Source organism: Sphingomonas glacialis (genome assembly GCF_006439055.1).
Lineage (GTDB): Bacteria > Pseudomonadota > Alphaproteobacteria > Sphingomonadales > Sphingomonadaceae > Sphingomonas > Sphingomonas glacialis_A.
On the sequence record NZ_RCZC01000009.1, the window covers coordinates 16,849 to 43,595 of the forward strand.

The 26,747-nt window shown below is 65.8% G+C and carries 26 protein-coding genes; 11 read left to right on the forward strand and 15 right to left on the reverse strand.

Annotated elements, in window-relative coordinates; genetic code table 11:
• Nucleotides 1-57: 57 nt before the first annotated feature.
• Nucleotides 58-276, reverse strand: coding sequence for a conjugal transfer protein TraD (locus EAH76_RS20480; protein ID WP_140852132.1), 219 nt, complete (start codon nucleotides 274-276; stop codon nucleotides 58-60).
• A gap of 13 nt (nucleotides 277-289) precedes the next feature.
• Nucleotides 290-619: a conjugal transfer protein TraD gene (locus tag EAH76_RS20485; RefSeq protein ID WP_140852133.1), complete on the reverse strand. Its 330-nt coding sequence runs from the start codon at nucleotides 617-619 to the stop codon at nucleotides 290-292.
• A gap of 175 nt (nucleotides 620-794) precedes the next feature.
• On the opposite strand from EAH76_RS20485, the gene traA reads away from it, so the two are divergent.
• From traA to EAH76_RS20505, 4 genes are all read left to right on the forward strand, one after another.
• Nucleotides 795-3,686, forward strand: coding sequence for a Ti-type conjugative transfer relaxase TraA (gene traA, locus EAH76_RS20490; RefSeq protein WP_140852134.1), 2,892 nt, complete (start codon nucleotides 795-797; stop codon nucleotides 3,684-3,686).
• Nucleotides 3,687-3,895: 209 nt separating this feature from the next.
• Complete coding sequence (locus tag EAH76_RS20495) at nucleotides 3,896-4,573, forward strand: DUF6118 family protein (protein WP_140852135.1); 678 nt, start codon at nucleotides 3,896-3,898, stop codon at nucleotides 4,571-4,573.
• 4 nt (nucleotides 4,574-4,577) lie between these two features.
• Entirely contained in the window at nucleotides 4,578-4,913 is a 336-nt protein-coding gene (locus tag EAH76_RS20500; protein WP_140852136.1) for a hypothetical protein, read from the forward strand.
• A 4-nt stretch (nucleotides 4,914-4,917) separates the two neighbouring features.
• Complete coding sequence (locus EAH76_RS20505; RefSeq protein ID WP_140852137.1) at nucleotides 4,918-6,519, forward strand: type IV secretion system DNA-binding domain-containing protein; 1,602 nt, start codon at nucleotides 4,918-4,920, stop codon at nucleotides 6,517-6,519.
• A 120-nt stretch (nucleotides 6,520-6,639) separates the two neighbouring features.
• On the opposite strand, the gene EAH76_RS20510 is transcribed toward EAH76_RS20505, so the two are convergent.
• Nucleotides 6,640-7,080 carry a hypothetical protein gene (locus tag EAH76_RS20510; RefSeq protein WP_140852138.1) on the reverse strand — a complete coding sequence of 147 codons (441 nt, stop codon included), beginning with the start codon at nucleotides 7,078-7,080 and terminating at the stop codon, nucleotides 6,640-6,642.
• Nucleotides 7,081-7,530: 450 nt separating this feature from the next.
• Here EAH76_RS20510 and EAH76_RS24260 point away from each other — a divergent pair, with 450 nt between their 5' ends.
• Entirely contained in the window at nucleotides 7,531-7,725 is a 195-nt protein-coding gene (locus EAH76_RS24260; protein WP_161989103.1) for a hypothetical protein, read from the forward strand.
• Nucleotides 7,726-7,850: 125 nt separating this feature from the next.
• Here the strand turns inward: EAH76_RS24260 and EAH76_RS20520 are convergent, their stop codons facing one another.
• Complete coding sequence (locus EAH76_RS20520; protein ID WP_140852139.1) at nucleotides 7,851-8,696, reverse strand: oxidoreductase; 846 nt, start codon at nucleotides 8,694-8,696, stop codon at nucleotides 7,851-7,853.
• Between the two features lie 49 nt (nucleotides 8,697-8,745).
• Between EAH76_RS20520 and EAH76_RS20525 the strand changes: the two genes are divergently transcribed.
• The 3 genes from EAH76_RS20525 to EAH76_RS24890 all read left to right on the forward strand — a co-directional run bounded on the left by EAH76_RS20525 (nucleotide 8,746) and on the right by EAH76_RS24890 (nucleotide 12,407).
• Nucleotides 8,746-9,360 carry a TetR/AcrR family transcriptional regulator gene (locus EAH76_RS20525; protein ID WP_140852140.1) on the forward strand — a complete coding sequence of 205 codons (615 nt, stop codon included), beginning with the start codon at nucleotides 8,746-8,748 and terminating at the stop codon, nucleotides 9,358-9,360.
• 241 nt (nucleotides 9,361-9,601) lie between these two features.
• Nucleotides 9,602-11,977: a DUF3772 domain-containing protein gene (locus tag EAH76_RS20530; protein WP_140852141.1), complete on the forward strand. Its 2,376-nt coding sequence runs from the start codon at nucleotides 9,602-9,604 to the stop codon at nucleotides 11,975-11,977.
• A gap of 112 nt (nucleotides 11,978-12,089) precedes the next feature.
• Complete coding sequence (locus tag EAH76_RS24890; protein WP_431358006.1) at nucleotides 12,090-12,407, forward strand: DNA/RNA non-specific endonuclease; 318 nt, start codon at nucleotides 12,090-12,092, stop codon at nucleotides 12,405-12,407.
• Nucleotides 12,408-12,515: 108 nt separating this feature from the next.
• Here the strand turns inward: EAH76_RS24890 and EAH76_RS20540 are convergent, their stop codons facing one another.
• Nucleotides 12,516-12,917: a nuclear transport factor 2 family protein gene (locus EAH76_RS20540; protein ID WP_194151055.1), complete on the reverse strand. Its 402-nt coding sequence runs from the start codon at nucleotides 12,915-12,917 to the stop codon at nucleotides 12,516-12,518.
• Nucleotides 12,914-13,630: an alpha/beta fold hydrolase gene (locus EAH76_RS20545; RefSeq protein WP_241659814.1), complete on the reverse strand. Its 717-nt coding sequence runs from the start codon at nucleotides 13,628-13,630 to the stop codon at nucleotides 12,914-12,916. Before EAH76_RS20545 ends, EAH76_RS20540 begins: the two co-directional genes overlap by 4 nt.
• A gap of 285 nt (nucleotides 13,631-13,915) precedes the next feature.
• On the opposite strand from EAH76_RS20545, the gene EAH76_RS20550 reads away from it, so the two are divergent.
• Complete coding sequence (locus tag EAH76_RS20550; protein WP_140852144.1) at nucleotides 13,916-15,460, forward strand: alginate export family protein; 1,545 nt, start codon at nucleotides 13,916-13,918, stop codon at nucleotides 15,458-15,460.
• A 182-nt stretch (nucleotides 15,461-15,642) separates the two neighbouring features.
• On the opposite strand, the gene EAH76_RS20555 is transcribed toward EAH76_RS20550, so the two are convergent.
• The 8 genes from EAH76_RS20555 to EAH76_RS20590 are packed head-to-tail and all read right to left on the reverse strand — an operon-like array spanning nucleotide 15,643 to nucleotide 23,229.
• Nucleotides 15,643-16,593: a LysR substrate-binding domain-containing protein gene (locus tag EAH76_RS20555; RefSeq protein WP_140852145.1), complete on the reverse strand. Its 951-nt coding sequence runs from the start codon at nucleotides 16,591-16,593 to the stop codon at nucleotides 15,643-15,645.
• Nucleotides 16,594-16,600: 7 nt separating this feature from the next.
• On the reverse strand, nucleotides 16,601-17,785 hold the full coding sequence (fdhA, locus tag EAH76_RS20560) for a formaldehyde dehydrogenase, glutathione-independent (RefSeq protein ID WP_140852146.1): 1,185 nt from the start codon (nucleotides 17,783-17,785) through the stop codon (nucleotides 16,601-16,603).
• A 29-nt stretch (nucleotides 17,786-17,814) separates the two neighbouring features.
• Nucleotides 17,815-18,804, reverse strand: a complete 990-nt coding sequence (locus EAH76_RS20565; protein WP_140852147.1) for a PDR/VanB family oxidoreductase — start codon at nucleotides 18,802-18,804, stop codon at nucleotides 17,815-17,817.
• The gene (locus EAH76_RS20570; protein WP_140852148.1) at nucleotides 18,801-19,853 is read right to left on the reverse strand and encodes an aromatic ring-hydroxylating dioxygenase subunit alpha; all 1,053 of its coding nucleotides are present in this window, start codon (nucleotides 19,851-19,853) and stop codon (nucleotides 18,801-18,803) included. Before EAH76_RS20570 ends, EAH76_RS20565 begins: the two co-directional genes overlap by 4 nt.
• A 31-nt stretch (nucleotides 19,854-19,884) precedes the next feature.
• Nucleotides 19,885-20,253: a protocatechuate 3,4-dioxygenase gene (locus EAH76_RS20575; protein ID WP_140852149.1), complete on the reverse strand. Its 369-nt coding sequence runs from the start codon at nucleotides 20,251-20,253 to the stop codon at nucleotides 19,885-19,887.
• Nucleotides 20,253-21,128 carry a gallate dioxygenase gene (locus EAH76_RS20580; protein WP_140852150.1) on the reverse strand — a complete coding sequence of 292 codons (876 nt, stop codon included), beginning with the start codon at nucleotides 21,126-21,128 and terminating at the stop codon, nucleotides 20,253-20,255. The genes EAH76_RS20575 and EAH76_RS20580 overlap by 1 nt, the downstream gene beginning before the upstream one ends.
• 3 nt (nucleotides 21,129-21,131) lie before the next feature.
• The gene (locus EAH76_RS20585) at nucleotides 21,132-22,238 is read right to left on the reverse strand and encodes an aromatic ring-hydroxylating dioxygenase subunit alpha (RefSeq protein WP_140852151.1); all 1,107 of its coding nucleotides are present in this window, start codon (nucleotides 22,236-22,238) and stop codon (nucleotides 21,132-21,134) included.
• A 13-nt stretch (nucleotides 22,239-22,251) separates the two neighbouring features.
• Nucleotides 22,252-23,229 (reverse strand): PDR/VanB family oxidoreductase, encoded by a 978-nt coding sequence (locus EAH76_RS20590; protein WP_140852152.1) that lies wholly within the window; start codon nucleotides 23,227-23,229, stop codon nucleotides 22,252-22,254.
• 201 nt (nucleotides 23,230-23,430) lie between these two features.
• Here EAH76_RS20590 and EAH76_RS20595 point away from each other — a divergent pair, with 201 nt between their 5' ends.
• Both EAH76_RS20595 and EAH76_RS20600 read left to right on the forward strand, forming a co-directional pair.
• Nucleotides 23,431-24,120, forward strand: coding sequence for a GntR family transcriptional regulator (locus tag EAH76_RS20595; RefSeq protein ID WP_206667916.1), 690 nt, complete (start codon nucleotides 23,431-23,433; stop codon nucleotides 24,118-24,120).
• A gap of 95 nt (nucleotides 24,121-24,215) precedes the next feature.
• Entirely contained in the window at nucleotides 24,216-25,559 is a 1,344-nt protein-coding gene (locus tag EAH76_RS20600; protein WP_140852154.1) for an MFS transporter, read from the forward strand.
• Between the two features lie 142 nt (nucleotides 25,560-25,701).
• Here EAH76_RS20600 and EAH76_RS20605 read toward each other — a convergent pair whose 3' ends face one another.
• Entirely contained in the window at nucleotides 25,702-26,271 is a 570-nt protein-coding gene (locus EAH76_RS20605) for a cytochrome b (protein WP_140852155.1), read from the reverse strand.
• Between the last annotated feature and the right edge of the window lie 476 nt (nucleotides 26,272-26,747).

Sequence of the window (26,747 nt, forward strand, 5' to 3'; positions counted from 1 at the left end):
TCACGCTTGCATGCGGCCCGGTAAGGCAGGCAAGCTGATTGGATGCCACGACGTAGGTCATGTCCCGATCAGCGCGTCAGCCGCCGCATCAAACGCGCGTTTGCCACGCCGCTTCCACAAGGTGAGAACATAGCTGTCCTGCCGCGCCTGTGCCGCTAGGTCGAGCATCGCGCCGTAGAGGGTAGCGCGATCATCCTCGGTAAGATCAACCAAGCCAGACTTCTGAACCAGTCCACCAAGCTCGATCAGGTGACGGGTGCGTTCGCGACGTGCCATGACCCAGCTCCGGTTATCCGTGCGCCTGGCTGCTGCTTCCGCCCGCAGCGTCGTTATCCGTAGTCGTCGCTGCAGCGATGATGTCGCCCGGAGCCGTTTTGCCAGACTTGCGCTCGCGCCGCTGAAAGAAGTCGACGCCCTTCACGCGCCACGCCTCCTTTGTACCCGTATCGCTCGCGGCCACGGCGTCGAGCAGTACGCCGGCAAGCGTCTCGACATCGAGCGCATCGGCGCCGGTCATGGCGACAAGCTGACCGAGTTGCTCGACCTTGCGTGCCTTCAGTGCTTTTGCCTTGTCACCGAGCGCTTTCAACTCAGCATCGTAGTCCCGGACCTTGCGCATCAACCGAACTCCTCGTTTGATCAAATATGTCGTCGGCGGGTGAGGGTCTCATAAGTCGAATTCGGATAAAACACCGAAAATGGAGTGAAATCACAAGTAAACGTGAAGCAGATTGTGAATCCAAGTTAATACATTGTTGCAGATATGCGCAAAAAGGAGTAGTCGGCGTTTCGCGATGGCGATCTACCACTTCTCGGCGAAGATCATCAGCCGTGCCAAAGGCTCCAGCGCCGTTGCCTCCGCTGCCTACCGCGCCGCGCTCAAATTGTATGACGAGCGGCTGGGGCGACACTACGACTTCTCGAACAAGGCCGGTGTGGTTCACTCGGAGATCATGCTGTCAGGGGGCGCGCCAGAGCGCCTAGCCGATCGAACAACCTTGTGGAATGAAGTTGAGGTTGCTGAGAAGCGCAAGGACGCGCAGCTCGCCCGCGAAGTCGAGTTCGCGATCCCGCGTGAGATGACCCGCGAACAGGGCGTTTTGCTGGCTCGCGATTTCGTCCGCCGTGAGTTTGTCGACCGCGGGATGGTCGCTGATCTCAATGTGCATTGGGATCATGCCGAGGATGGCACTCCCAAGCCGCACGCGCATGTCATGCTGGCGATGCGGAAAGTGGGCCCGGACGGTTTTGGCAGGAAGGACCGCGAATGGAATCGCCTGGAGCTGTTGCAACATTGGCGCGAAGCCTGGAGCGCACACGTCAACGAGCGGCTGGCGGAGCTCGGCATCGATGCGCGGATCGACCATCGCAGCTTCGCGGAGCAGGGCATTGCGCTCGAACCACAGCACAAGATCGGCCCCGCCGCATCGCGCCGACCAGCGCAGGGGCTTGCGACCGAACGGCTCGAGGATCACGTGCGCCTCGCGCGCGAGAACGGCGAGAAGATCATCGCTGACCCGAGCGTCGCGCTCGACGCGATCACACGGACGCAGGCGACGTTTACCAAGCGCGATCTCGCGGTGTTTGCGTTCCGGCATTCCGACGGCAAGGCGCAGTATGACGCGGTGATGGCCGTGACCAAGGCGTCGCCGGAATTGGTTGCGCTGGGCCGGGACGGACGCGGTGACGAGCGGTTCACGAGCCGCGAGATGATCGCGACCGAGGCGCGACTGGAGCAGGCTGCGAACCGGCTTGCCGGAACGAAAGATCACTTTGTCGCCGCCAGTCATGTCCAGCGTGCGCTGGGGACGGCGGAAGGCAGGGGGCTTAGCCTTTCGGACGAGCAGCGTGGCGCGCTAGGACGGATCACCGAACGCGGTGCTATGGCGTCCGTCGTCGGCTACGCCGGCACCGGTAAGTCGGCCATGCTGGGGGTCGCACGCGAGGCGTGGGAAGGTGCCGGCTACACGGTGCGGGGTGCAGCGCTATCCGGCATCGCGGCTGAGAACCTCGAGGCTGGATCGGGTATCGGATCTCGTACGATCGCCAGTCTCGAATATGCATGGGCGCGTGACCGTGAGCAGCTGGGTCCGCGCGATGTGCTGGTGGTGGATGAGGCCGGCATGATCGGCACGCGACAGATGGAGCGGTTGTTGTCGGCAGCGGAGCAAGCCGGCGCCAAGGTGGTACTGGTCGGCGATCCCGAGCAGTTGCAGGCGATCGAAGCGGGGGCAGCCTTTCGTGCGCTATCTCAAGCGCACGGCGCAGCCGAGATCACCGAGATCCGCCGCCAGCGGACGGACTGGCAGCGCGACGCGACCCGCTGGCTTGCTACGGGCATGACGGCGGAGGCGCTTCAGGCGTACGGCGATCGTGACATGGTGCGCAGTGCCGACACACGCAGCCAGGCGCGGGCGGTGCTGGTCGGGAAGTGGGACCGGCAGCGACAGGCGGAGCCCGACAAGAGCCGGATCATCCTGACGCATACCAACGCCGAGGTGCAGTCCCTCAACGAGGAGGCGCGTGAGCGGCTGCGGGCATCGGGTGATCTCGGAGACGACGTAACCGTGCAGGCGGAGCGCGGCGAGCGGCAGTTTGCGATCGGCGACCGGATCATGTTCCTGCGCAATGAGCGCGAGATGGGGGTAAAGAACGGGATGCTCGGTACGGTCACTGAGGCGTCACCGGCCGCGCTTGGCGTGCGCCTGGACGACGGTCGGGCGGTCGCGTTCGACGTGGCGGACTATGCCGCGGTCGATCACGGCTATGCCGCCACCATCCACAAGTCGCAGGGCGTGACGGTGGATCGCAGCCACGTGCTCGCCACACCGGGCATGGACCGGCACGCCGCCTATGTCGCGTTGTCGCGGCACCGTGACGGGGTGCAACTCTACTATGGTCGCGACGATTTTGCGAGCGACGGAAAGCTCGCGGGAGTGCTGTCGCGCGACCGGGCGAAGGACATGGTAGGCGACTATGCAGCCGAGCCCAACGAAGCGGTTCGTGCTTTCGCGGATCGACGCGAGATCAAATTCCCTGAGCGACTGCGCGAGCTTGTCGAGACAGTGGAGGGGAAGGCGCGTTCCATGTTCGCCGGGTTCAGGCCAAAGCCGCAGGAAGCCGTCCCTCCCGAACCTGTTACCGAAAGCACGAGCAGGCCAGGAGAGGCCAAGGCGATCCAGCGCTACGCGCGCGCCGCTGTTGATATTTCGGCCATGCGGGAGAAAGGCCTGCCCGTCCTGGCGCATCAAACATCCGCACTCGCGCGTGCCGGCGAGGCGCTCGACAAGAGCCGGTATATGGGCGCGCATGACCTCGCTGCCGCGATTGAGCGCGATCCCAAGCTCGCGCGCGACGCCGCAGCCGGTAAGACGCGCGGCGCCGTACAGGCAATGCGCGAGGAAGCCCGCGTCCGCGCTGATCCGGCACTCAGGGCAGGGCGGTTCATGGAACGCTGGCAGGCGTTGTCAGCCGAGCGCGGCGAGGCTCAGAACGGCCCTGTGGCGCAGCGCATGGGGATCATGATCAATGATCTGCGACATGATCCGGCATTGCGGATGGAGCTGGAGCGCAGCGCGCCAGAACTTGGGCTTGGCCGCGACCGACAGCCATCGGTCGAGCAGGTGCTCGAGCGTCAGATGCAGCGCGATCTTGAACGCGATTTGCTCCAAAATCGAGAGCTTTAGCAGCTGGAAGGCCGTGGCACGCGCTGATAAAAGAAAGGCCGCCCTGAGGGGCGGCCTGAAAGTTTTAGGAGAGGATGCCTGAAAGGCTTGCTGATTGTGCAGTGCAGCACTTCCAGTTGCAAGAGCGGATCCAGCAGGTCGGTGCGCGCGCCGCAAATACTTCGAGACGACCATCCAAGCGCGTAGTGACCTCAGGTCGGAGCTAAGCCATGGCGGACGAGGCGGCACAGGCGTTCGAAGATCTTCGTGGCGAGGTGTCACTGATCCGCCGTGCTGTGGAACGGCTGACCGCTGAGCGGGCGGAGCCCTCCGACGCGCCGGATTATTCAGAGACACTTGGGGTGATCTCGCAGAACGTCCTCGCAGCCGCGCAACGGATCGATGCGGTGGTGAACAGTCCGGCGCTGTTGCTGACGCCAGAGGAACTGAACCGTCAGGTCATCGAAGCCGCGTACAATGCGCGCCGTGAGGATCATCGCCTGTTTCTCGCGGCGCAACAGGGGTTCGAGACAGTGGCGAGGCAGCTGACCCTTCAACTGCATTCGCATACTGAAGCCGACAAGCAGCGGCGCCGGTTGCGGCATGTCGGTTTGGCTTCGCTGGCCGCGGGCGTTTTGCTGTGGGCGATCCTCGCCGGTCCGCTCGTGCGTGCCATGCCGTCAAGCTGGCTATGGCCGGAGTTAATGGCGGCGCGCACCTTGCGCATGCCGATGTGGCAAAGCGGACAGCGCCTGATGCGTGCGGCATCGCCCACTGCGTTCGCAGGCATCCTGTCGAGCAACCGGCTGATCATCGCCAATCGCGACACTCTGGACGCCTGCCGCAAGAAGGCCGCCAGGGCGAAGAAAGCAGTGCGCTGCGAAATCCAGGTCATGGCAGAGGAGTGACATGATGGACATATCTCAGCACGATCGTGATGCGGTGCTGGCGCTGGTCACCGAGACCTTGCGTGATGTGGGGCGAACCACACCCCCTCCGGAGACCGAGCAGGTCGACTGGCTGCGTGGGAACGCCGAATGGAGCGACCCTGATGCGAACGGTTGGGTGACGCTTGCCCCCGCCGAAAGCACGGTGTGGGTGCCTAAAGCGCTGGTCGGCTGGCAGGTCGCCCTTGAGTCGCGTGATCCGCTCGCCCCGGAGTGGCTCGAATATCCCCATCTGTCCCTCACACGCTGGCCGGCGGTAGAGGCGGCGGTGCACGGCCTATACGCAGCTGGGGAGCACTGAGGTCATGGTCACCGCCCTTGCCGGGGTCGCGATCGCGCTCAGCGCTGCGGCGTCCGTCGGCGCCTTCATCCGAAGTGCGGTCGGCAAACACAAGCGGCCGACCATCGCCTCGATCCTCGTCGCGCTATTCGGAGTGCCTTTTGCCGCGGCGTCGCTGTCCGGCCTTGCCACGGGGCCGCTCGAGGTGCTCGGCCATGTCCCTGGCTTGTCGTTGTTCGCCTATGGGGTGGTGACTGCGGTGCTGGTGGCGCTGTGCGCGATTGGTGGCCACTTCCTAGCCTTCGTGATGGGTGCGCCAAAGGGACCGCAGGCCGGCGACGTCTTGCGCGGTGCGCAACTTTCCACCGCTGATCGCTGGAACAAGCGCACGCAGCGGCTGCAGAAGGACAAAGCTGTCGTCACGCTTGCGGGACTGGCGATCGACCGGGCCGATGAGCCCAAGCACTTCCTGCTGATGGGGACGACCGGCACCGGCAAGTCCGTCGCGATCCGCGAGCTGCTGCGCGGCGCGGAAGGCCGCGGCGACCGGGCGATCATCGCCGATCCCGACGGCGGGTTCCTGTCGCGGTTCTACGATGCCGCGCGCGGTGACGTGATCCTCAACCCGTTCGATGCGCGCTCGGGCGTTTGGGACATGATGGGCGAAGTGCCCAATGACTTTGCCGCCGAGCAGCTCGCGGCGTCGCTGGTGCCGAGCCCGGGTGGGTCGGCTGATGCAAGCTGGGCGGCGCGTGCCCGGACGTTGCTCACCGCCATTCTGCGCCGTGGTCGGGCTGCCGGCATCAACACCGCGGAGGTCTACCGTCTGTTCGCCATCGCTGACCGCGCCGAACTCCGCGCAATGCTGGCCGGCACCGCCGCCGAGCCGTTTCTGGCCGAGGGCGCGACACGGCTATTCGACAGCGTGCGCTCCTCTAGCGGTGACGCGATGAGCGCGCTTGAATATGCCGCCAGTGCGACCGGCGGCATGCCGTTCTCGCTGACCCGCTGGGCATCCGATCCAGGCGACAGGCGTTGGGTATTCCTGCCGTACCGGGCCGACCAGATCGCCGCCCTGAAAGCGCTGATCGGGCCATGGATGCGGCTCGCCATCTTCGCCACGATGAGCCGCCCCGAAAGCGACACGGCGCCGACCTGGTTTGTCGCTGACGAGCTCGACGCGATTGGCAAGATCGAGGGACTAGACGACGCGCTCCAGCGTATCCGCAAGTTCGGCGGCCGTTGCGTGCTCGGGTTTCAGACGATCGGCAAGGTGCGTGCCCTCTACGGCGACGGCGCTGCTGCCGCGCTGGTGGAGAATTGCAGTACTCGGCTGATACTGCGCTGCGCGGGCGGCGACACCAACAGCACCGCCCGGTTTGCGTCGTCGCTGATCGGCCAGCAGAGCTACATGCAGCAGAGCTACAGCGACGGGGCAGGGCCGGGCGGCAAGACCTGGGGCAACTCGCTGTCGGCCCATACCGAGGATGCCGTCATGCCCTCCGAGATCGAGCGGCTGCCCGACCTCAGCGGCTATCTCAAGGTGCCATCGCGCCCGGAGTGGTTCCTGGCAAAAGTCGCCTGGCGCGAGATGCCGCGGCGGACCGCAACCTTCGTGAGCGTATAAAGGAAAGTCGGATGCACATGAGCGACTGCCGTCGGCCCCTTTGCTCCCCGTTCGATGCCGGCCGGTGTGTGGTGGAAAGACAACAGGCCGCTTTTTGCGCGAGATTGAAAGAAGCGGACTTTAGATCCCGACCAGAATTGCTTCCTCGGCTTTCCTATCCATCAGGACTGCAATGTCGGCCCGGAATGCCTCAAGATCAGGATATTTGGTCGTGAAAGAGCAGCGTGCGCGGTCCCAAGGCAGAGCGTAACCGGCCACCTCAAAGTGAATTGCGAGATCGCCGCGCTTGTTTGCTGGGACAATGTCGATCCTCAGGATAAGGTCGTCGCCCATCTGCATTTCATAGCCCCATTGCCCGACAATCGGATGATCTGGCGTGATTGGGAAAGCGCTTAGAGCCTCACCAAACTCCCTCACGTCCTGCCATTGCACCCAAAAACCACCGTTCCCCGAGAAGCGGTCGGTTTCCACTTTCATACCGAGCCAACCGAAGTCATCTCGCGGCTGCTTCGGGTCGAAAAAGCTGGAATCATACTGATAGCGAAGGGTGAGCATGCTCATGATTCATGCTGACATGCCATAGCAACGTCAGCAATCGGACTTTGCCATCCGGCGCACGAATGACCGAAATTGGTCAACAGGGGGCCGGCAGCTTTGCGGCAATGACGACCCATTCCCGGGCATTCATTCCGCCTCCAGCGCTACCCAACTTCCGACATTTGTTAAAGTCCCTCGGACGACCCGTTTGAATACCGGGCGTTTTCCGCTGAACGACAATAGTTGGTGCGGAGTAGCCCTAACGCATAACCGTCAAACAAGCGAAAGCCGGGGCCTCCCCCTTGGTCTCGTGCCGCCCGGCCAGGCCACCTAGAGGCCCCGGCTTCCGCCGGGGCGACTACCGAAGCAATGACCGATCTTGGTTGCTTGAGGACGCTGAGCGTGCGCGTAATGGCCAAAGAACTCTGCGGGCTATTGCCAGCCGCTCCGCGTAGAAGAGGATGAGTTCCCCCAATGGGCGAGTATCACCTGAAGGTTTGGCAAGCGATCGCATATGCCTGCCAGGACGAGACGCAGAAACTGAATGCCGGCATCATAGTGCATCCCGGCCCAACGTTCTGGCAACCTCGTATGGATGCCGATCCCGTGAATCGGTGGCTGCGAGAAACTATGATCGGCATTCGTCGAAAGACGGCGCCGGACAGCTGAAGCGTATGGCTTTCGTGGAAGGCGTAACCCTTTCTTGGACGCGCTGCGTTGGATCGATAGATTCTGCCGAAACCGGTGTCGCTGTCGGCGGAATTGACATCGGCTCGCCAACGGCGCTCAGGCGGTCACGATGCGAAGCTGGTCGAACGGGAGAGCGCATCCCAGGCGGCGATCTCGGCCGTCATCGCACCAAGCTTCTGGTCGACCACGCCCAGCGCGTCCGTACCCAAGAACAGGCGTATCGGTGGGGTCTCTGCGTCGACTATGGCGAGCAAAGCTTGTGCCGCCTTGGCCGGATCGCCGGGCTGATTGCCGCTCTTGGCCTGGCGCGCCGCTCGGATCGGATCCATCACGGCATCGTAGTCGGAAATACTGCGCGGTGTGCGATCCATCGAGCGTCCTGCCCAATCCGTCCGGAACTGGCCTGGCGCCAAGGCAGTCACCCGAATGCCGAGCGCCGCCACCTCCTTGCCAAGCGCCTCGGAGATGCCTTCCAACGCAAACTTGCTACCGCAGTAGAAGCTGATCCCCGGCATAGTGATGAAGCCACCCATCGAGGTCACGTTGATGATGTGCCCGCTACCGCGCTTTCGCATGCCGGGAAGCACGGCCTTCATCATCGCAACCGGTCCGTACACGTTGGCCGCAAATTGACGCTGAAGATCGCCCATCGAAGATTCCTCCAGCGCACCTTCGTGACCGTATCCTGCATTGTTCACCAACACCTCGACCGGACCGGCATGCAGCTCCGCTTCGGCCACGGCGCCCGGAATCGCTGCGAAGTCGGTCACGTCGAGGATCAGTGGATGTGCGCGGCCCGCTGCGAGGGCCGCGAACGTATCGGCGTCCTCCTCCTTGCGCACTGTGCCGATCACGCGGTGTCCGGCGTTCAAGGCGGCTTCGGCAAACGCGCGACCGAGGCCGGAACTGACGCCGGTGATGAGGAAGGTCTTGGCGGTGATGCTTGCCACGGGCTAACTCCGTTATGCTCAATGTGTATATCATGATATAGATCGCGAGATGGTGCAGGACAAGTCACAGACAAAGATTACTGGCCGCGGTGAGCCCGTGCGCCAGCGCGTGATCGACGCCGGGGAACGGCTGCTCCGTAAGGGCAAAGCCGATTTCTCCATGCGCGACCTTGCCGCCGAAGCCGGCGTCAGCTTCGCCACGCCCTTCAATCATTTCGGCAGCAAGGGGGCGATCATGCATGCCCTATCCGAACGCCGGACGGACACGATGAAACGGCGCTTCGCCGAGGCGCGGCTCCCGGCTGATACTGCATCCCGCGTGATGCTCGCGGTCGACACAGCGGTCGCGGTGATGCTGGAGGAGCCGGGCGTGAACCGTGCCGTGATGAGCTGGATCGGCACGACGGGGGGGGCTGTTGGTCACGCCTGGGCGCGCTCTACCGCTTTGTGGACGCTGGCGCTGGGCGCAGGCGAAAGTATCCCGGAGACCTACCGGACGCATGCGTTGGACCGCCTGCCAAGGCAACTCGCCTTAGGGTTTCGCGGCGCCTTGTCATTCTGGAGCGCCGGTGAACTCCCTGACGAGGCGCTCGGCCCGGAAGCGCGCGCCGTCGCAAGCACCTTGTTATCGGGTTTCATCGAACGATCGATATCGCTCGTCTAGATCTTGACTCGTCTCTGCCGCTACCCATCAACTCGGCATGGGGCGGACGGGTCAGGCCCTTTTTACGCCAAAAAGACCCATTACCCACCGTTCACCTTTTTGTAGCGCGTCCCTGAGACCAGACATTCCTTAATCTCGCCTTCAAGCGCTCGCGTAGGGCGGAAGGATCCGGACCAGATAATTCGCTAGCGTCCTTCGCTCCAGACGAGCAGGGCTGGCTTATTGTTCGGGCGGATATCTTATGAGCAAACGACTGCTGGGCGCGCTCGCCCTATCGCTATTGATCGCAGCGCCATCGGTCGCTCAAACGCCTGCCGCACCGCTCTCAACCCAGCTGGCGGGAACCGAGACCGAGTTGCGCGCGATCGATCGCGCGCTCGACGGACGCGTCGACGCGGACGCGCAAAAGTCCCTTCGCAGTCGTGCGCTGGCCGCACAGCAGGTCGCAAAGGACGTTGGCGACGGGTTGGACGAGCAGATCACGCTACTCGATGCGCGACTCGCGGGGCTTGGACCGCCCGCAGCGGGCGTGACCGAAGCGCCCGACATCAAGGCGCAGCGCATGGTCCTGACGCAACAGCGCTCGGCACTCGACGCCACGTCGAAGCGGGCCGGGCTCGCCAGCATCGAAGCGCAACAGCTTGTCGATGAAATCGAGCAAAGTCGCGAACAACAGTTCAACGAGAAGATTTCGGCGCAGGCGGCCTCTCCGCTGGGACCTGCATTCTGGAAAGCATTGCTGGCGTCGCTCCCGCGCGACATCAAGCGGATTGGCCTGTTCCTCTCGCAGGGCATCGATCAGATCGGCAGCGCGCGCGATGCCGTGCCGTGGCAGGCGCTGCTCGGAGCGGTCTTCGGCTTCGTGTTTTTCGTACCCCTGCGGATCTGGGCACGGGCGCTCGGCCAAAAGGTTCTGGTCGAGGGCGCGCCAGGGCGGCGCGTGCGGCGGTCGGCCAACGCCTTGTGGCGCGTGATCGTGGGAACGCTGTGCCCGCTCCTCGCCGCGATGATAGTAACGCAAGGCTTGCGCTGGTCGGGGCTGCTCCCGGCGCGGTGGAACGGCATGGGCGATGCCGTCGTGCTCGCGACGGGCTTCAGTGCGTTTACCGCCGCGGTCAGCGGGGCGCTGCTCATGCGGCGGCAGCCCTCGTGGCGGATTGCCGCGATCGACGACGAGACTGCCGCGCGGATGAGGCCGCTCACCTGGATTCTGGCGGCACTGTCGTTCGTCACGATCCTGCTCTCCGCATTCGACATGGCGATCGGCGCGAGCCAGGCGGCTCAGGTCGCCAGCCAGACGCTCATCGCCGTGCTGCACCTGCTGCTGATCGCGACATTCCTGTTGGTGCTCGGCCGCCTGCGCGCGGCGCGATCCGAATACGACGATGCTGCCAGCACGACTGCCAGTGCCGGTATCGGTATCGTGTTGCTGGTCGTGTGGATGCTCATCGTGATCGCGTCGATCGCGTTGGTGATGGGCTATATCGCGTTCAGTCTGTTCACCGCGCAGCTGATCGCCTGGGCGGCGATCCTCAGTGCCACCTTGTACCTCATGACCGCCGCGGTCGACGACGTCGCGACGAGCGCCTTCACGCGGTCGAGCCGGCTCGGCGTCATGCTGACTCGCGCGCTCAGGGTGCGCGGCAGCGTCGTCGACCAGTTCGGGGTGCTGCTTTCGGCGTTCCTGCGACTGGTGCTGGTGTGCGTCGCGCTCGGCATGCTGGTGTCGCCGTTCGGCGGCAGCGGTGGTCTCGGCGCCGTTTTTGGACGCCTCGGAGTGCTCGCGCAGGGCATTGAGGTGGGCGGTGTCTCGATTTCGCCGGCAACGATCGTGCGGGGAGCCGTCGTGCTCGCCATTGGCCTAGGCCTCACCCGCGCCTTCATGGGGTGGCTCGAAAACCGCTATCTGCCGATCACTGATCTCGACGGGAGCGGCCGCAACTCGGTCAGCCTGGTGGCGCGCTATGTCGCGATCGCGATCGCCTTCATCTGGGCGCTCGCCTCGCTTGGGATCGGGATCGAGCACGTCGCGCTGCTGCTCTCGGCCTTGTCGGTGGGCATCGGATTCGGGCTTCAGGCGATCACCCAAAATTTCGTGTCGGGTCTGATCCTGTTGGCCGAGCGCCCGATCAAGATCGGGGATCTCGTCCGCGTCGGCAACGACGAGGGCGACGTGAAGCGCATCAGCGTGCGCTCGACCGAGATCGAGCTGGCCGATCATTCGACGCTGATCGTCCCCAATTCCGAGTTGATCACCAAGTCCGTACTCAACAAGACGATGGCGGGTCCGCTGGGGCGCATCCAGATCAAATTCTCGGTGCCGCTCGATACCGATGCGAGCAAGGTCAGGGGGATGGTGCAGGACGCCTTTGCGAGCGATTCCGCCGTGCTCGACGAGCCTGCCCCCAAGGTCTTCATCGATGGGCTGACCGAGGGCCGCATCGAGTTCAACTGCTTCGGCCACGTCGCCAATCAACGCGCCGTCTATGCGGCGCGCAGCACGGTGTTGATGACCTTGCTCGACCAATTCCGGGCGGCGGGGATCGACATCGGCACGGTGCCGCAGCGCCTCGAACTTGTCGCGGCCGGTACCGACCTTGCCGCCATAGCCCCGTAATCACTGCCCCCGCCGGGCGAGCAAAGCGCTCGACGACATCGTCCGCGGTTTTGCCCGCCGGGTCGTCGACGACGGCAGTTCCGTTCCATCGCGAAATCCGCAATGGCTACGAATATCAGATCGACGATGCGGACGAACGCGCAGGGTTTCGGGGACCCTCACGCGTGCGGACGCGCAAGTGCGATCCCGCGTAGCCCAGGTTCAGGCTGGCGGCTCCGATCGGCGATCAATCGATGAAGGCGGTCCCTACATCGCGACACGATTCAACGGGCCAACCGACGCATTCGACCAGTTCGTGCAGAATGCGAACTTCAATCGCGGTCAATCTCGCCTCATGGAGGATCAGTGGGCGAAGGAAAGCGGGCAGGGAGGACTGTCGGCGGAACGATCGTGCCAAGTTCTTGCCGGATCCCCAAAGCTCCTGCGATGATCACCATCACACTGTCGCAAACAAAGCCTGAAGTTCGCGAACGAGCCAAACGAGATACGCGGTGGCAAATGACGAGACAGATCGCCTCCTCGGGCGCGGGTACGATCGCTATTGCGCGAAGGCCAGCGAACCGCGCCGGCGTGCGAACTTCCACGCGCCTTCGTCGAATGCGAAGACGTCATGGAAATCGCCGACCAGCATCTTTTCGCCGCGTTCGCCGGTGATCAGCAGGACATAGCTGTGCGCGCACGCCTGCGTCGCGGATGTGACATCGACGACGATGTTCGACATCAGATGGCGCGTCGTGCGCGCCGGACGGTCGCGGAAGAATGCATGGATCGCCGCGCGGCCTTCGATCGGTTCGTCGGGATTGGTCGGACGCGCGAAGCTGCCGTCTTCGGTGAAAAGCGCGGCGAGGGCGGCATGGTCGTGCGAATCGTTGAGCAGCGCGAACTGGCGGATCAGCCGTTCGCACGCGATCTCGATGGTTTGGCGTTCGTCATGAGTCATACGGTTTCCCCTGCCGACTGCAGCATCCATTCGCTCAGCGCTGCGGTGACAGCCTCGGGCGCCTCCATCGGCGCCATATGGCCGCTCTCCTCGAAGATGACATAGCGCGCCCGCGGGATCGCAGCGACGATTGCGGCGTGCTGCTCGGGCGGGCTCCACGCGTCGTGCCGTCCCACCCCGACGAGCACCGGACACCGGATCGTCGCGAGCAGCGGGGCGGCATCGCGCCGGCCGAGCAACGCGGCGATCTGGCGGCCGTGGATCTCTGGTGACATCCGCTCCACCATCGCCCGCAGCGTCGCATCGAGCGCCGGATCGCGCTCGAGCGCGCCTGCCATCACCATCGGCGGCAGCCAACGGTCGGCGAGCGCGGCCATGCCCTTGGTCTCGGCCAGATCGATCATCTGCTGGCGGCGTCCGGGCTCGGCAGCGCCGACGGGATGGACCCCGGTATCGAGCAAGGCGAGCCGCGCGATCCTATCGGGCGCGAGGCGAACCATCTCGAGCGCGACGCGCGCACCCATCGAATGTCCGACGACCGAAAGGCTGCCGGGTGCGAGCGCGAGCGCGGCCTGCGCCATCGCAGTGATCGACGCAAAGTCGGTCAATCGCGCGACGACGACATCGTAGCGCGCCCCGAGCGCCGCGGTCTGATGCCGCCAGACCACCTCGTCGCACAGCAGGCCCGGAAGAAAGAGAATGTTTTCGCGCACGTCGAGCCCCCCACGAATTCACGCCACCAGACCGGTGTAGGCGACACGGGCAGGCGCGTCTTATGCAAGAGTTCTGCCGCGCTATGCCGATCTGGCATGGCGTGCCTATCACCGCCGCTGATAGCGCCGCCCGGTAAAAGCATAAGCCGCAGGCGGATCAGCACGATAGCTCCACAGGACGCGGAATGGTCCGCCAACCGAGAAGGTCGCCCAGGCCTCGACAGGAGAGCCCGTTTGCCGACATTCCCGCGCCACCGCGCGCGCCGATCCCCGATGGGTCGCGGCGTGATCGCCTGTACCCTGTTTGCGTTCGCTACGCCGGCGCTTGCCGAACCGACGCCGCCCGGCACGGTCGCGGATCGGGCCGATCCCGCCACGACCGAAGATGCCGCGGCGGCGCAGCTCCCGCGCCAGCGCGACGCGCCGCTGCTCGTCGGTGCGCCACCGCCCGTGCCCGGCGCGCCCGGCACGCCGATACCCGAACCGGTGCCCGGCGGCACCCTCGGGCCGCCGGGGGTTCCGCAAGGGTTGCGCTGGACCGAGGACTGGTCGTTCCTCGCCGACCCGTCGAAGCGCACCTCGCCGCTCGAGGCACTGCGCTACATTCCCCTTGGCAGCGATCCGCGCAGCTTCCTCTCGATCGGTGGCGAGATCCGCTACAATTACACCTATTTCAGCGCGCTCAACTTGGGCGCGAAGGGCAAGGACACGCTGTCGACCCTGCAGCAGCGGCTGCGCCTGGTCGGCGATCTGCGCATCGGCGCCGATCTGCGCGCGTTCGTCGAGCTGGGCGACAATCGCGAGTTCTTCGACACGTTCGCGACTCCGCCCAACCGCGACGCCGCCGATATCATGCAGGCGTTCGTCGACGTGACCGTGCCGCTGACCGCCAATTCGAAGGTCACGCTGCGACCGGGCCGGTTCGAGATGCCGATCGGCAACGGCAAGCAGGTCGGGCTGCGCGACGGCGTCAACGTGCGCTATATCTACCAGGGGATCCGCGGCACCTACATCAACCGCGGCGTGGTGCGGATCGACGCCTTCGCGGTGAAGCCCGTCACCTTCACGCCCGGCGCGTTCGATGATGCGCCCGAGAAGACGCGCCACTTCAACGGCGTCTATATCGCCACCGCACCGTCGCTGCTGGTGCCGAGCCTTGGCGTCGACCTGTTCTATTACGATCTCTACCGCGAGAATGCGCGCTACGTCACCAAGATCGGCACCGAGAGCCGGCGCAGCTGGGGCGTGCGCTTCGCCGGTCGCACCGACGGTTTCGACTACGATGCCGAGGGGACCTACCAGACCGGAAGCTTTGCGGGCGAGCGGATCCGTGCCTGGGGCGTGCTGCTCGAGGGCGGCTATACGCTGCCGAGCGGACCCGCGGCGCCGCGGCTCGGCGTGCGAGCGAACGTCTTCAGCGGCGACAACAATGCCGCCGACGGAACGATCCAGACCTTCGCGCCGCCGTTCCCGCGCACGCCCTTGTACAGCGACGCGGGCTGGCTCAATTTCTCCAATTTGATCGACGTGTTCCCCAGCGTAACGCTCAAGCCGGCCAAGCGGCTGGTGGTGGTCGCCGGGCCCGACTTCTTCTGGCGGCAGACCGCGGGCGACGGCGTCTATGCCGGGCCGACCAACTTCCCGCTGATCCGCCCGGTCGGCAAGGGGCGCTTCGTCGGCACCAACTACAATCTGCAGGGCGACTATATCTTCACCAAGAACATCAGCTTCCGGCTGTTCTACACCCATTTCAACGCGAGCGAGGGCTTCGAGCGCGGCGGCGGGCGGAGTTCGGACTATTTCGGGCTGTGGAGTGATTTTCGCTTTTAGCGGCGGGGCTTCCAGGGCGGGGCTGGACGGGGATGGCGGTTATTGCTGGAAACAGACCTCGCGCACAATCGTCGCCCCGGCCGGGGCCGCTCACGTCTGGGACGGGCCATACGCCAAGCCTCCGATCGGCCCTGGCCTCCGCCGCGGCGACGAACAGATCATCCCCCCGCCGCGGCCGCACCCTAATTCCTCTCGGCAATCTCGACGATGTCGCTCTCGGCCAGTCGGGCAAGCTCGCCCGCCACTTCGGAGAGCAGCAGCGTACCCGCCTCGCTCAACGCGCCGCGATAGATCATCCCCGCCGGGCGCTCGCCCGGCGGCAGCGCGATCGGCAGGATGCGCAGCGTGTCGCGCGCGAGATCGCCGGCGACGAGGATGCGCGGGATCGCCGATACAAAGTTTCCGCTGAGCAACAGCTCACGCATGAAGCCAACCGAACTCGACTGGATGCTCCGGTCGGGCTGGAGGTCGATCGTCGCGAGCAGGTCGCTGACGTCGCGCTCCATCCGCGTCGCCACTGCGGGCAGGATGATCGGATAACGCTGGATGTCGGCGGGCGTCAGCGTGGCGCGCTCGAACAGCGGATGGTCGGCGCGCGCGATCAGCGAGATCGGCTCGTGGTACAGCACGCGCCGGGTCAGCTCGTCGGGCAGTTCGGGGGGATAGAGCCGGCCGAGCACGACATCGATCTCGCCCGAGAGCAGGGCCGGGGTGAGCTGGTCGTTGCGGCCTTCGATTACCTCGAAGCTGAGATGCGCCGCCTCGCTATTGGCGTGCGCGAGCACCGCGGGGAGCAGCCCGTGCGCGGCGACAGGCAGCACGCCGACGCGGATCGAGCGCTTCTGCCCGTCGCGCATCGCGTCGAGGTCGGTCTCCATCTCGCGGATCGTGTGGAGCAACGTGCGCGCGCGGCTGGCGATCAGCAGCCCCATCGCATTGGGCCGCACGCCGCGCGGGTGGCGTTCGAACAGCTCGCCGCCGACGATCTCCTCGACTTCCTGCAGCGTGCGGCTGAGCGCGGGCTGGCTGACGCGCAGCGCCTGCGACGCGCGGAGGAGGCTCTTATGCTCCTCCAACGCGTCGATGACCCGAAGATGGCGGATCTTCAGCCGCTGTTCGAGATAGCGCGTCATCGTGCGCTCAGGCCGGGATCATCCCGTGCGGGTCGATCACGAACTTGGCGGCGACGCCTTCGTCGAACTGCTGATACGCCGCGGGCGCTTCGTCTAGCGAGATCACCTTGGCGTTGACGATGTCGGCGATCGGCAGGCGATCGTGGAGCAGCGCCATCATCAGCTGGCGGTTATACTTGAGCACCGGGGTCTGGCCGGTGTGGAAGCTGTGCGACTTGGCCCAGCCGAGCCCGAGCCGCAGGCTGAGATTCCCGGTCTTGGCGGCTTGTTCGTGCGCGCCCGGATCCTCGGTGACGTAGAGGCCGGGGACGCCGATCGACCCCGCCGCGCGCGTCACTTCCATCATCTGGTTGAGCACGATCGCGGGCTGTTCGCCGCCGCCGTGGCCGACCGCCTCGAACCCGACCGCGTCGATCGCGCCATCGACTTCGGGCACGCCGATCACCGCTTCGACCAGGTCGCCGAGCCGGTCATGGCTCGCCAGGTCGATCGGTTCGAAGCCGACCTTCTTGGCATGTTCGAGACGCGCGGGGTTGAAATCGCCGATCATGACGACCGCCGCGCCGAGCAGTCGTGCCGATGCCGCCGCGGCGAGCCCGACCGGGCCGGCGCCCGCGACATAGACGGTCGAGCCGACCCCGACGCCGGCGTTGAGCGCACCATGGAAGCCGGTCGGCAGGATGTCTGTGAGCATCGTCAGGTCGCGAATCTTCGACATCGCGCGGTCGCGATCGGGGAATTTCAGCAGGTTGAAGTCGGCATAGGGCACCATGACGTAGCCGGCCTGGCCGCCGATCCAGCCGCCCATGTCGACATAGCCATACGCGCCCCCGGCGCGGCCTTCATTGACCGTCAGGCACACGCCGGTGTCGCCGTGGCGGCAGGTGCGGCAGCGGCCGCAGGCGACGTTGAACGGCACCGAGACGAGATCGCCAACCTCGAGCATCTCGACGTCGGGGCCCTTCTCGATCACTTCGCCGGTGATCTCGTGGCCAAGCACCAGCCCGGACGGCGCGGTGGTGCGGCCGCGCACCATGTGCTGGTCCGAGCCGCAGATGTTGGTCGAGACGATCTTGAGGATCACCGCATGGTCGATGCGGTTGCCGCGCGGATCCTCGAACTTGGGATCCGCGATGTTCTGGATCTCGACCTTGCCGGGTTCGAGATAGACTACGCCACGATTGCCGCTCATGCTTGGTCTCCTTGTGGAAATTGGGTCGTTCAGGCCGCGACGAAGGCGTCGTCGCCACGCCACGCGGGATCGATCGTCACGCTGCCATTGGCGATGCGCGACACGCACACGCACATCCGCCGGTTCTCGGCGTGCTGGCGCGCACTGAAGAAGACGTCGCGGTGATCGACGTCGCCATCGGTTGCGACGATGTCGACCGCACACAGGCCGCATTCGCCGCGCCGGCATTCGAACACGACACCGACACCTGCATTTTCCAACGCGTCGAGCATCGATTCGTTCTCGCGCACCAGCACTTCGACGGCGAGCCGCGGGACTTTCACGGTGAACGCCTGCGCGGCGAATTTTCCGCTCGATCCAAAGGTTTCGTAGCGCAAGCCGGCGCGCGGCCGGCCGGCATCGTCCCAGGCGCGGCGCACCGCCTCCATCAGCCCGAGCGGACCGCACATATAGAGTTCGGCGTCGGCGGGGAGCGTGTCGATCTCGGCGGCGATGTCGAGCGTCTCGCCGGCATCGGCGGCGAACAGCGCGAGCCGCTCGCCGAGCAGCGCCTGCAACTCGTCGCGATACGCTAATTCATCGGCGCTGCGCGCGGCATAGACCATCCGCAGCGACGCCCCGCGCCGCACGAGCTGCTCGGCCATTGCCACCATCGGCGTGATGCCGACGCCGCCGGCGACGAGCAGATAGTGCGCGGCGCCCGCGGTGAGCGGAAAATCGCAGCGCGGCGGCGCGATCTCAAGGCTCGCGCCCGGGTTGAGCGACCACATATGCGCCGATCCGCCGCGGCTTTCGGGCTGGCGCTTGACCGCAATGCGCACTGTCCCGGCAGCATGGCCGACGACCGAGTAAGAGCGGAAATCGTCGCGCCCGGCGGCGGCGATGCGGACCCGCAGGTGCGAGCCCGGCGGACAGGTCAGCGCCTGCCCGGTCGCGATGGTGAATTCGCGGATCGTCGGCGTCAGGTCGCGCGTCGCGACCAGCTCGGCGGGCAGCCAGCCCTGGTCGGCAACGCTCATTCCGCCGCCACCGCGAGCGGGGCGACGGTCTCGGCGGCGATCATTGTGTCGATCGCGCGGCGGGCCCACATCGATCCGGCATCGATGTTGAGATTGTAGAAGACGTGATCAGGATTCTCGTCGATCGCGCGCTGCTGCGCCTCGATCACGACCTCGTCCTCGAGCAGGATGCCGCCGCCGGCATCGAGCACGCGCCGCGTCGCGCCCTGGTCGTGGACGCGGTAATTGCGCAAATGCGACCAGAAATAATAGCAGGTCTTGTCGGTCGACGGTGTCGGGATGTGGATGACGCGCATGTCGACGCCCTGCGACCGGTCGCCGTCGCGGGCGCCCGTTCCGGCCGGCGCCACGCCGACCTCGAGATAGATGGTCGAGGGTGCGAGGAAATTGATGATCTGCCAGCGATCGGCCTTGCCGGCATGGCCGAGCTGCCCCGCCCAAAAGGGCGGCGCTTCCTCGTTCATCACCCAGCGCTCGACGCGTGCGGTGCGATCGCCGTGGAACGCGTCGAACGGCGCCTCGGCGAGCGCGGCGTTGCCGATGCTGGTCGAATGGACATAGGTCTCGTGCGTCAGGTCCATCAGATTGTCGATCACCAGCCGGTAGTCGGCCTTGACCTCGGTCATCCGGCCGTCGCCGGCCCATTCGGGATCGTCCGCCCAAGGGAGCGGCGGGATCAGCGCGGCGTCGGCGAGCGCGGGGTCGCCCGGCCACACCCAGATGAAGCGGTGCCGCTCGACCACCGGGAAGGCGCGCACCGCCGCCGACGGATTGATCGTCTCCTGCGAGGGCATGTGCGTGCAGCGGCCGTTCGCGCCGAATTCGAGCCCGTGATAGCCGCAGCGCACCGAATCCCCGTTCAGGCTGCCGATCGACAGCGGGACGAGGCGGTGCCAGCAGGCATTCACGAGCGCGGCGGGGGTGCCGTCCTGCTTGCGGTAGAGCACGAGCTTGCGGTTGCAGACGGTGCGCTGCAGCAGGCTGCGGCCGACTTCGGCGTCCCACGCGGCGACGTACCAGGCGTTCATCGGGAAGGTTGGCGTCTTCATGGCGGATCCTGTCCTTTGGGCAGCGGCAGGCTCAGCGCGAGCTGGGCACTTGCCGGGTGTTCATGAAATCCTCGAAGCTCTCGCCGCGCATGATCGCGTAGACTTCGAGGTTGGTGGTCTTGACGACGCGCGCCCATTTCTCGAGCACGAAGAAATTGACGCCGTACTGGACGATGCCGAGCCAATCGCGCGCGCGGACCAGCGCCTGTTCCTCGGGGTTGAGGCCGGCCGCCTGCATCGCGGCTTCCTCATCGGCCCAGAACGCCTCGCGCGCCTCGGGGCGGATCATGTTCCAGAAGAAGCGGTTGAAGGCGAGCGTGCGGTTGCAGGTGCGCAGGTCGAACACATAGGTGCCGGTGAGTTCGGCGATGCCGACGGTCTGGGGGTTCTGCGTGAACATCAGACCAGCTCGCTCTCGAGTGCCGGCAAGGCATCAGCGGCGACTTCTTCATACGCCACGACGGTCATCGCGGTTGTGGTGGCCAGATAGTAATTGCGGTGCACCTCGGTCAGCTTGGGCGCGAGCGCGCCGCGCATCGCCAGCCACATGATCTGCTCGACGCTTTCGGCCCCGCCGAGGCGGACCCAGTCGGCGTGGCGCAGCTCGGTCAGGGCTTCGGGATTGTCGCGGAAGGTCTCGAGGAATTCGTGATCCCAATCGGTGTTGTTGAAGCCGGTGCGCTCGCCGTGGATCTGGTGCGACAGCCCGCCGGTGCCGACCACGACGACCTTGAGATCGACCGGATAGCTCTCGACCGCGCGGCGCACCGCCTGGCCGAGCCGGAAGCAGCGGCGCGCGGTCGGCAGCGGATATTGCAGCACGTTGATCGCGATCGGCACGACCGTGCCGGGCCAGTCGGGGACGTGCGGCCAGAGCAAGGGAAGCGGCGAGGCGATGCCATGGTCGATCGGCTTGTTCTGGAAGAACGCCATGTCGAACTCGTCATTGACCAGCGCCTCGCCGATATGCGCCTGGAAATCGACGTCGCCGCGAATGTCGGGCAGCCCGCGCAGTCCGGCGCCCTCGTCGGCAACGGGGAAGCGTTCGCCGACCCCTAACGCGAAGGTCGGGTAGAGATCGAAGAACAGCGTCGTCGCATGGTCGTTGTAGAAGAACAGCAGCACGTCGGGCTGCTTTTCCGCGAGCCACTTGGCGACGGGCTTGTAGCCGTCGAACAAGGGCGCCCAGGCGGGATCCTCCTGCCGCCCCTTGTCATAGGCGACGCCGATCGTGGGGACGTGCGACGTGCCGATGCCGCCGATGATGCGTGCCATGGTTCAGTCCTTCGCAGTGAGGGCAGGGGAGGTTTCGGCCTCGGCCAGCTCGAACAAGGCGCGGCGCATCAGCAGCCCGGGCTTGTCGGCGGCGAAGTTGAGGTCGAACTGCGGCTCGATGTCCGAGGTGATCACCTCCGAAATCCATTCGAGCGCGTCGACATCCTCGAGATAGGCTGCCTCGGACGCGGCGAGCAGGAAGGCGTCGGCCTCAGCATCGTCGAGCCGCTCGTCGCGCGTGTTGAACCACCAATAGTGGATCGTGCCGTTGGTCTCGGGCGTCAGCAGATGGGTGATATTGAAGCGGTAGGTCTTGGGCTCGCCCGACGCATCGGCGCGATCGACGACGCTGGCATACGCGGTGTGGAGCGCCGGGCTGACGAAGCGCGCCTCGGAAAAGCGATCGACCTTCTTGTCCATCAGCTGCATCGGCACGCCGTAAATCCCCGGCGGCGCCGCATCGCGCAGCGCGCGGTCGATCACGATCACGTCGCCGTCGCGGCGCACGTCGAGCTTCGAGCGCGCATATTCGGGGGTGCCGACGGTGCCGGGATGGAGGAACGGGAAATGCGTCTGGTCGAGCAGATTCTCGTGCATCGTCACGTAATCGGTCTTGATGTGATACTGCCCGCGCACGCTCTTCCACGCGGGATCGGCGAGCCACGGCGTCTCGGGGACGAGCGCTTCGTCGGCGTGGTCGGCCTCGCCCATCCAGATCCACACGATCGGCCCGCGCTCGGCGAGCGGGAAGCTGCGGACGTTGGCGTTGGTCGGCACCAGCGGCATCGACGGCATGTTGACGCAACGCCCCGACGGATCGAACTGCATGCCGTGATAGCCGCACACCAGCGTATCGCCGTCGAGCTTGCCCTTGGCGAGCGGGAAGGAGCGGTGCGGGCAGCGATTGCGCACCGCGACCGCTTCGCCGGCGAGCGTGCGATACAACGCGATGTCGATCCCGAGCAGCCGGCGGCTGATGATGTCGCGGCTGATCTCGTCGGCGAACCCGGCGACATACCAGCAATTGCGGATCAGCGGCGTCGCTTCGTCGGCGAAGCGGCCGAGTTCGAGCGGCGAGGGCGCGGCCTTGATGGATGTGAGCGTGTTCATGGCAGTCTCCGGATCAGGCGTCGAGGACGAGGCGGTCGCCCGCCGCGCGCGAGACGCAGATGCACAGCGTGTCGCCGGCGGCATGTTCTGCGTCGGACAGATAGCGGTCGCGATGGTCGATCGCGCCGTCGAGCACCGGCAGCGGGCACAGCCCGCATTCGCCGCGCCGGCAATCCGACAGCAGGTCGAGCCCCTGCGCATTGAGGGCATCGAGGATGCTGGTGTCGCGACCGATCTGGACGGTGCGGCCGCTGCGGCGCAGCTCGACCTCGAACGGCCGGTCGTCGGCCGATGGCCCGGCGCCGAAGCGTTCGCTGCGCACCCGCTCGGGGGCCCAGCCGAGCGCGGCGGCGGCGGCGTGGGTCGCCTCGATCATCGGGCCGGGGCCGCAGACATAGACCGTCGTGTCGTCGGACTGGTGTGCGAGCAACGCCGTCAGATCGAGATGATCGGTCGCAGGCTGGCCGCTGAAATGCAGCCGCCCCGCGGAACCGGCGAGCGCCGCGAAATCCTCGGCGTAAGCGAGCCGGTCGGGCTCGCGGCCGGCATAGACCATCTCGAAATCGCGACGGCGGCGAACGAGGCTGCGCAGCATCGAGAAGATCGGTGTGATGCCGATCCCGCCGGCGATCAGCAGAACGCGCCGGTCGCGCCGGTCGAGCAGGAAATTGTTCTTGGGGCGCGAGATGCGCAAGGCGGTGCCGATCTCGAACGTGTCGTGGATATGCGCCGATCCGCGCTGGCGATCCTCGCGCTGGACGGCGATGCGATAGCGGTCGGCGGGGTCGTCCTTAAGTCCGGTGCCGCCGACGAGCGAATAGTGGCGCACGATCGGCCCGCTGAGCGGGGATTCGGTGTGCAGTTCGACATGCGCGCCCGGCGCATAAGGCGGCAGCGCAGCGCCGTCGGCCGATTGCAGGAGATATTCGCGGATGCGCGGCGTCAGCTGGCGAATACCGCGGACCTCCACGTCGATGATCTGGCCGCGCATCGGGCCTCTCCTTGGATTGTTCGGCGGAACCGGGAAGCACGGCTTGGCTGCCGTGTCTTGATGGCATTAGGGTATCAATGGATCCATAAACTGTCAAACACGGCAGTATGTTCCTCAATTCCGCCTCGAATGGATACAAAGCGTACAGTGGCGCGGCGATCGTCGGGGCAGTACAACCGCGCCAGCAACAAGGGATCTTTCGTGAACCAACCCCAGCAATCCGCCCTGATCCGCATCCGCGAGATGATCCTGCGCGGCGTGCTGCAGCCGGGCGAGCGCGTGCTCGAGGTCGATCTCGCCGCGCGGCTCGGCCTGTCGCGAACGCCGGTGCGCCAGGCGCTGCCCGCGCTCGCGCTCGAAGGCCTGCTTACGCCGGCGGGCGGGCGCGGCTATGCGGTGCGGCGCTTCACGCGGCAGGAAAGCCTCGAGGCGCTGCACCTGCGCGCGCTGATGGAAGGGTTCGCCGCGCGCTCGATCGTGATCGCGGGGCAGGGCGGCGCGATGGCGGCGGCACTCCAGCCGTTGCTCGATGAAGGCGACGCAATGCTCGCGCCCGGCATCCTCACCGACGCGCTCGAGGAACGCTATGGCGAAATGAACGACCGGCTGCACGCCGCGGTGATCGCGCAGGCCGCCAGCCCGCTGCTCGCCGACCTGATCGCGCGGTGCAACGTCGTGCCGTTCACCGCGCCGGGGGTGATCGCGTTCGAGGACCATCGCGAAGACGAGATCGTCGAACTGCTGCGCTATGCCCACCACCAGCATCATGCGATCGCCGATGCCTTCCGAGGTGGCGACGCCACGCGCGTCGAAATGCTGTTCCGCGAACATGCGATGACGCAGGAAAGCAGCATGGCGATGCGGCGGCTCGATATACCGCCCCAGGCATAGGGGCGGCGGAAATTGCGATAGGTCGCGTGCGGCGGCGCGGTTCTACACCCTTGCCAACACGTCCCGATCGAACGGGGACGAGCAGGAGACCCAAATTGGCCAGCGCGACTATCCCCGGCACCCCGCAGGACGCGATCGCGCGCGGACCGATGACGGCCTTCCAGATCGGCGCGGTCGCGCTTTGCGTTGGGATCAGCGCGCTCGACGGGTTCGACGTGCTCGCGGTCGCCTTCACCGCGCCGGCGATCTCGCGCGAATGGGGGCTGGGGCCGGCGCAGGTTGGCGGGCTGTTCAGCGCCGGGCTTGCCGGGATGGGGATCGGCGCCTTCACCATCTCCCCGCTCGGCGACAAGCTCGGGCGGCGCCCTTCGATCGTCTTCTGCCTCGCGATCCTGACCGTCGGGATGCTGCTGTCGGCGTTCACGCGTGACCTGACCGAACTGGTGCTGACGCGCGTGCTGACCGGGCTCGGCATCGGCGGGATCCTCGCCGGCATCAATACGGTGGTCGCCGAATATGCCTCGACCCGCCGTCGCAACCTCTCGATCTCGCTGATGGCGCTCGGCTATCCGCTCGGCGCGTCGTTCGGCGGGTTGGCTGCTGTGCCGCTGATCGCAGCGTTCGGCTGGCGGTCGGTGTTCGTGCTGGGTGGCGTCGTCGCGGCGATGCTGATTCCGGTCACGCTGGTATTGCTGCCCGAATCGATCCAGTTCCTCGTCGCGCGCCAGCCCGCGCGCGCGCTCGACAAGGTCAATGCGGTGCTGCGCCGGCTCAAGCAGCCGCCGGTCGATACGCTGCCCGCCCCCACCGCGAACGTGGCGGGCGAGCAGACGCGCGTGGCCGACCTGTTCACCGGGCGAATGCTCGGCACCACGCTGCTCGTCGTGCTGCTCAACGCGTCGGTGATGGCGACGGTCTATTTCACCGTCAGCTGGACGCCGAAGATGCTCAGCCAATTGGGCTTCAGCGACAGCATCGGCATCTACGCCTCGCTGATGATGAATCTGGCCGGGGCGCTCGGGTGCCTGCTGTTCGGGCTGTTCGCCAACCGCTTCGGGCTGCGCCGCCTGTCGACGATCGTCTTTGTGTGCATGGCCGGCGCAGTCGTCGCGTTCGGCGCGGTGCCGGCGCAGGCACTGCCGCTGATCGTCGCGGCGTTCGTCGCGGGCTTCTTCCTCAACACCTCGATCACCTGCCTCTACACGATCCTGCCCAACATCTTCTCGCCGGCAACGCGCGCGACGGGGACCGGGATCGGGCTCGGCGGCGGGCGGATCGGCGCGGTGGTCGGCCCGTATCTCGCCGGGCTGCTGATGGCCGAGGGTTGGTCGCGGCCAGCCTATTGCCTGGTGCTGGCGCTGCCGATGCTCGTCGCGACGGCGACTCTATACGGGCTGCCCAAGGCGCGGATCCAGACGCCGGCGCCCCCCGCAGGATGAGGTGGGTATGGCTTGCGGGGGTCGGATCGACCGCCCGCTAAGTTTCAGCAGCGGTAACGCCGATCGAACTCCATTCGGTCAGTCAGGTGCCGCTCGCGACTGCGCGAAATTGCAATGGGAGCGGCCATCATTCGACGAATACCTAGTCGCGCAAGGGCGCGATCCGTCGGAGCACGTTGGTTCTATCTAGAAGTTGATGCTTGATCGCGCCTGCCAAATGCAGCGCCAGCGCCAGCGCCAGCGCGATAAGCCATCCGCCGATGGCATGCGCGGTCACGAATTGATCGTGGAGGACCAGTTGCGCCGGCCGGTCCATGGTCTGGAGCGCCACGGGATAGGGGAGCGGGATAACGCCCCAGAACGTCAGATGCCGTTGCGGGTTCGACGGATTGGCGGAAACGAGCAGATAGCCGATCACCGACATCGCGATCAGCAGGGCGTAGAAGCTGGTGTGGAGCAGCCCGGCAAGCCGAAGCTCCCAGAGCGTATAGTCGGGCGGGTAGGCTAGTGGTCGGTGGGTGAGGCGCAACGCGACCCGGATGGTGGTGAGCAGCAGGACCGAGAGGCCCATCCAGATGTGCAGCGGGATCAGGATCGGCTTGAGCGCCGGCGAGGCGCCTTCCATGATATGGCCGAGGACGAGATTGACGAGAATGAACAGTACTGTCAGCCAATGGATGACGATCGCGACACACGTGTAGCGCTGCAGCACGTCGTCCCGAAATCCCTTCGAATCCTGTCATTAATGGGTGCCCCTCCGCCACGGTCAACCCGATTGCGGCTGCGACATCAGCCAACGGCGAACATTGGCGGTCGTCTCGCGGATATGGTCCTCGACCTCGCGCGTCGCGGTCGCGGTCGCTACGTTGCGACGTCGCGCCACAGGGTCGCTTCCATAAGCGTGCGATGCTCGTCGAGTCGCCCCGGCGAACTGCTTGCTTCGCGGAAAAACGGCAGGCATTGGAGGCGCGCCTGCTGGAGAGCCGCGGCGTTGCGGCGCGCCCGACGGGGGGCAATTAGCGCCTTTACGCGCGCGCAGCCGCCACGCAGAATTGAACAGACCTAGCCCCAGCCGCTGCAGATCGACGGCGACCGCCGTAGCGTGAGATGAATGGACGGCGCGTTCCAGGAAGCTCAAGGAGCAAGCCAACGTCGCGAACTGGGGCGCGCTGCCTGCGCCAACGGCAC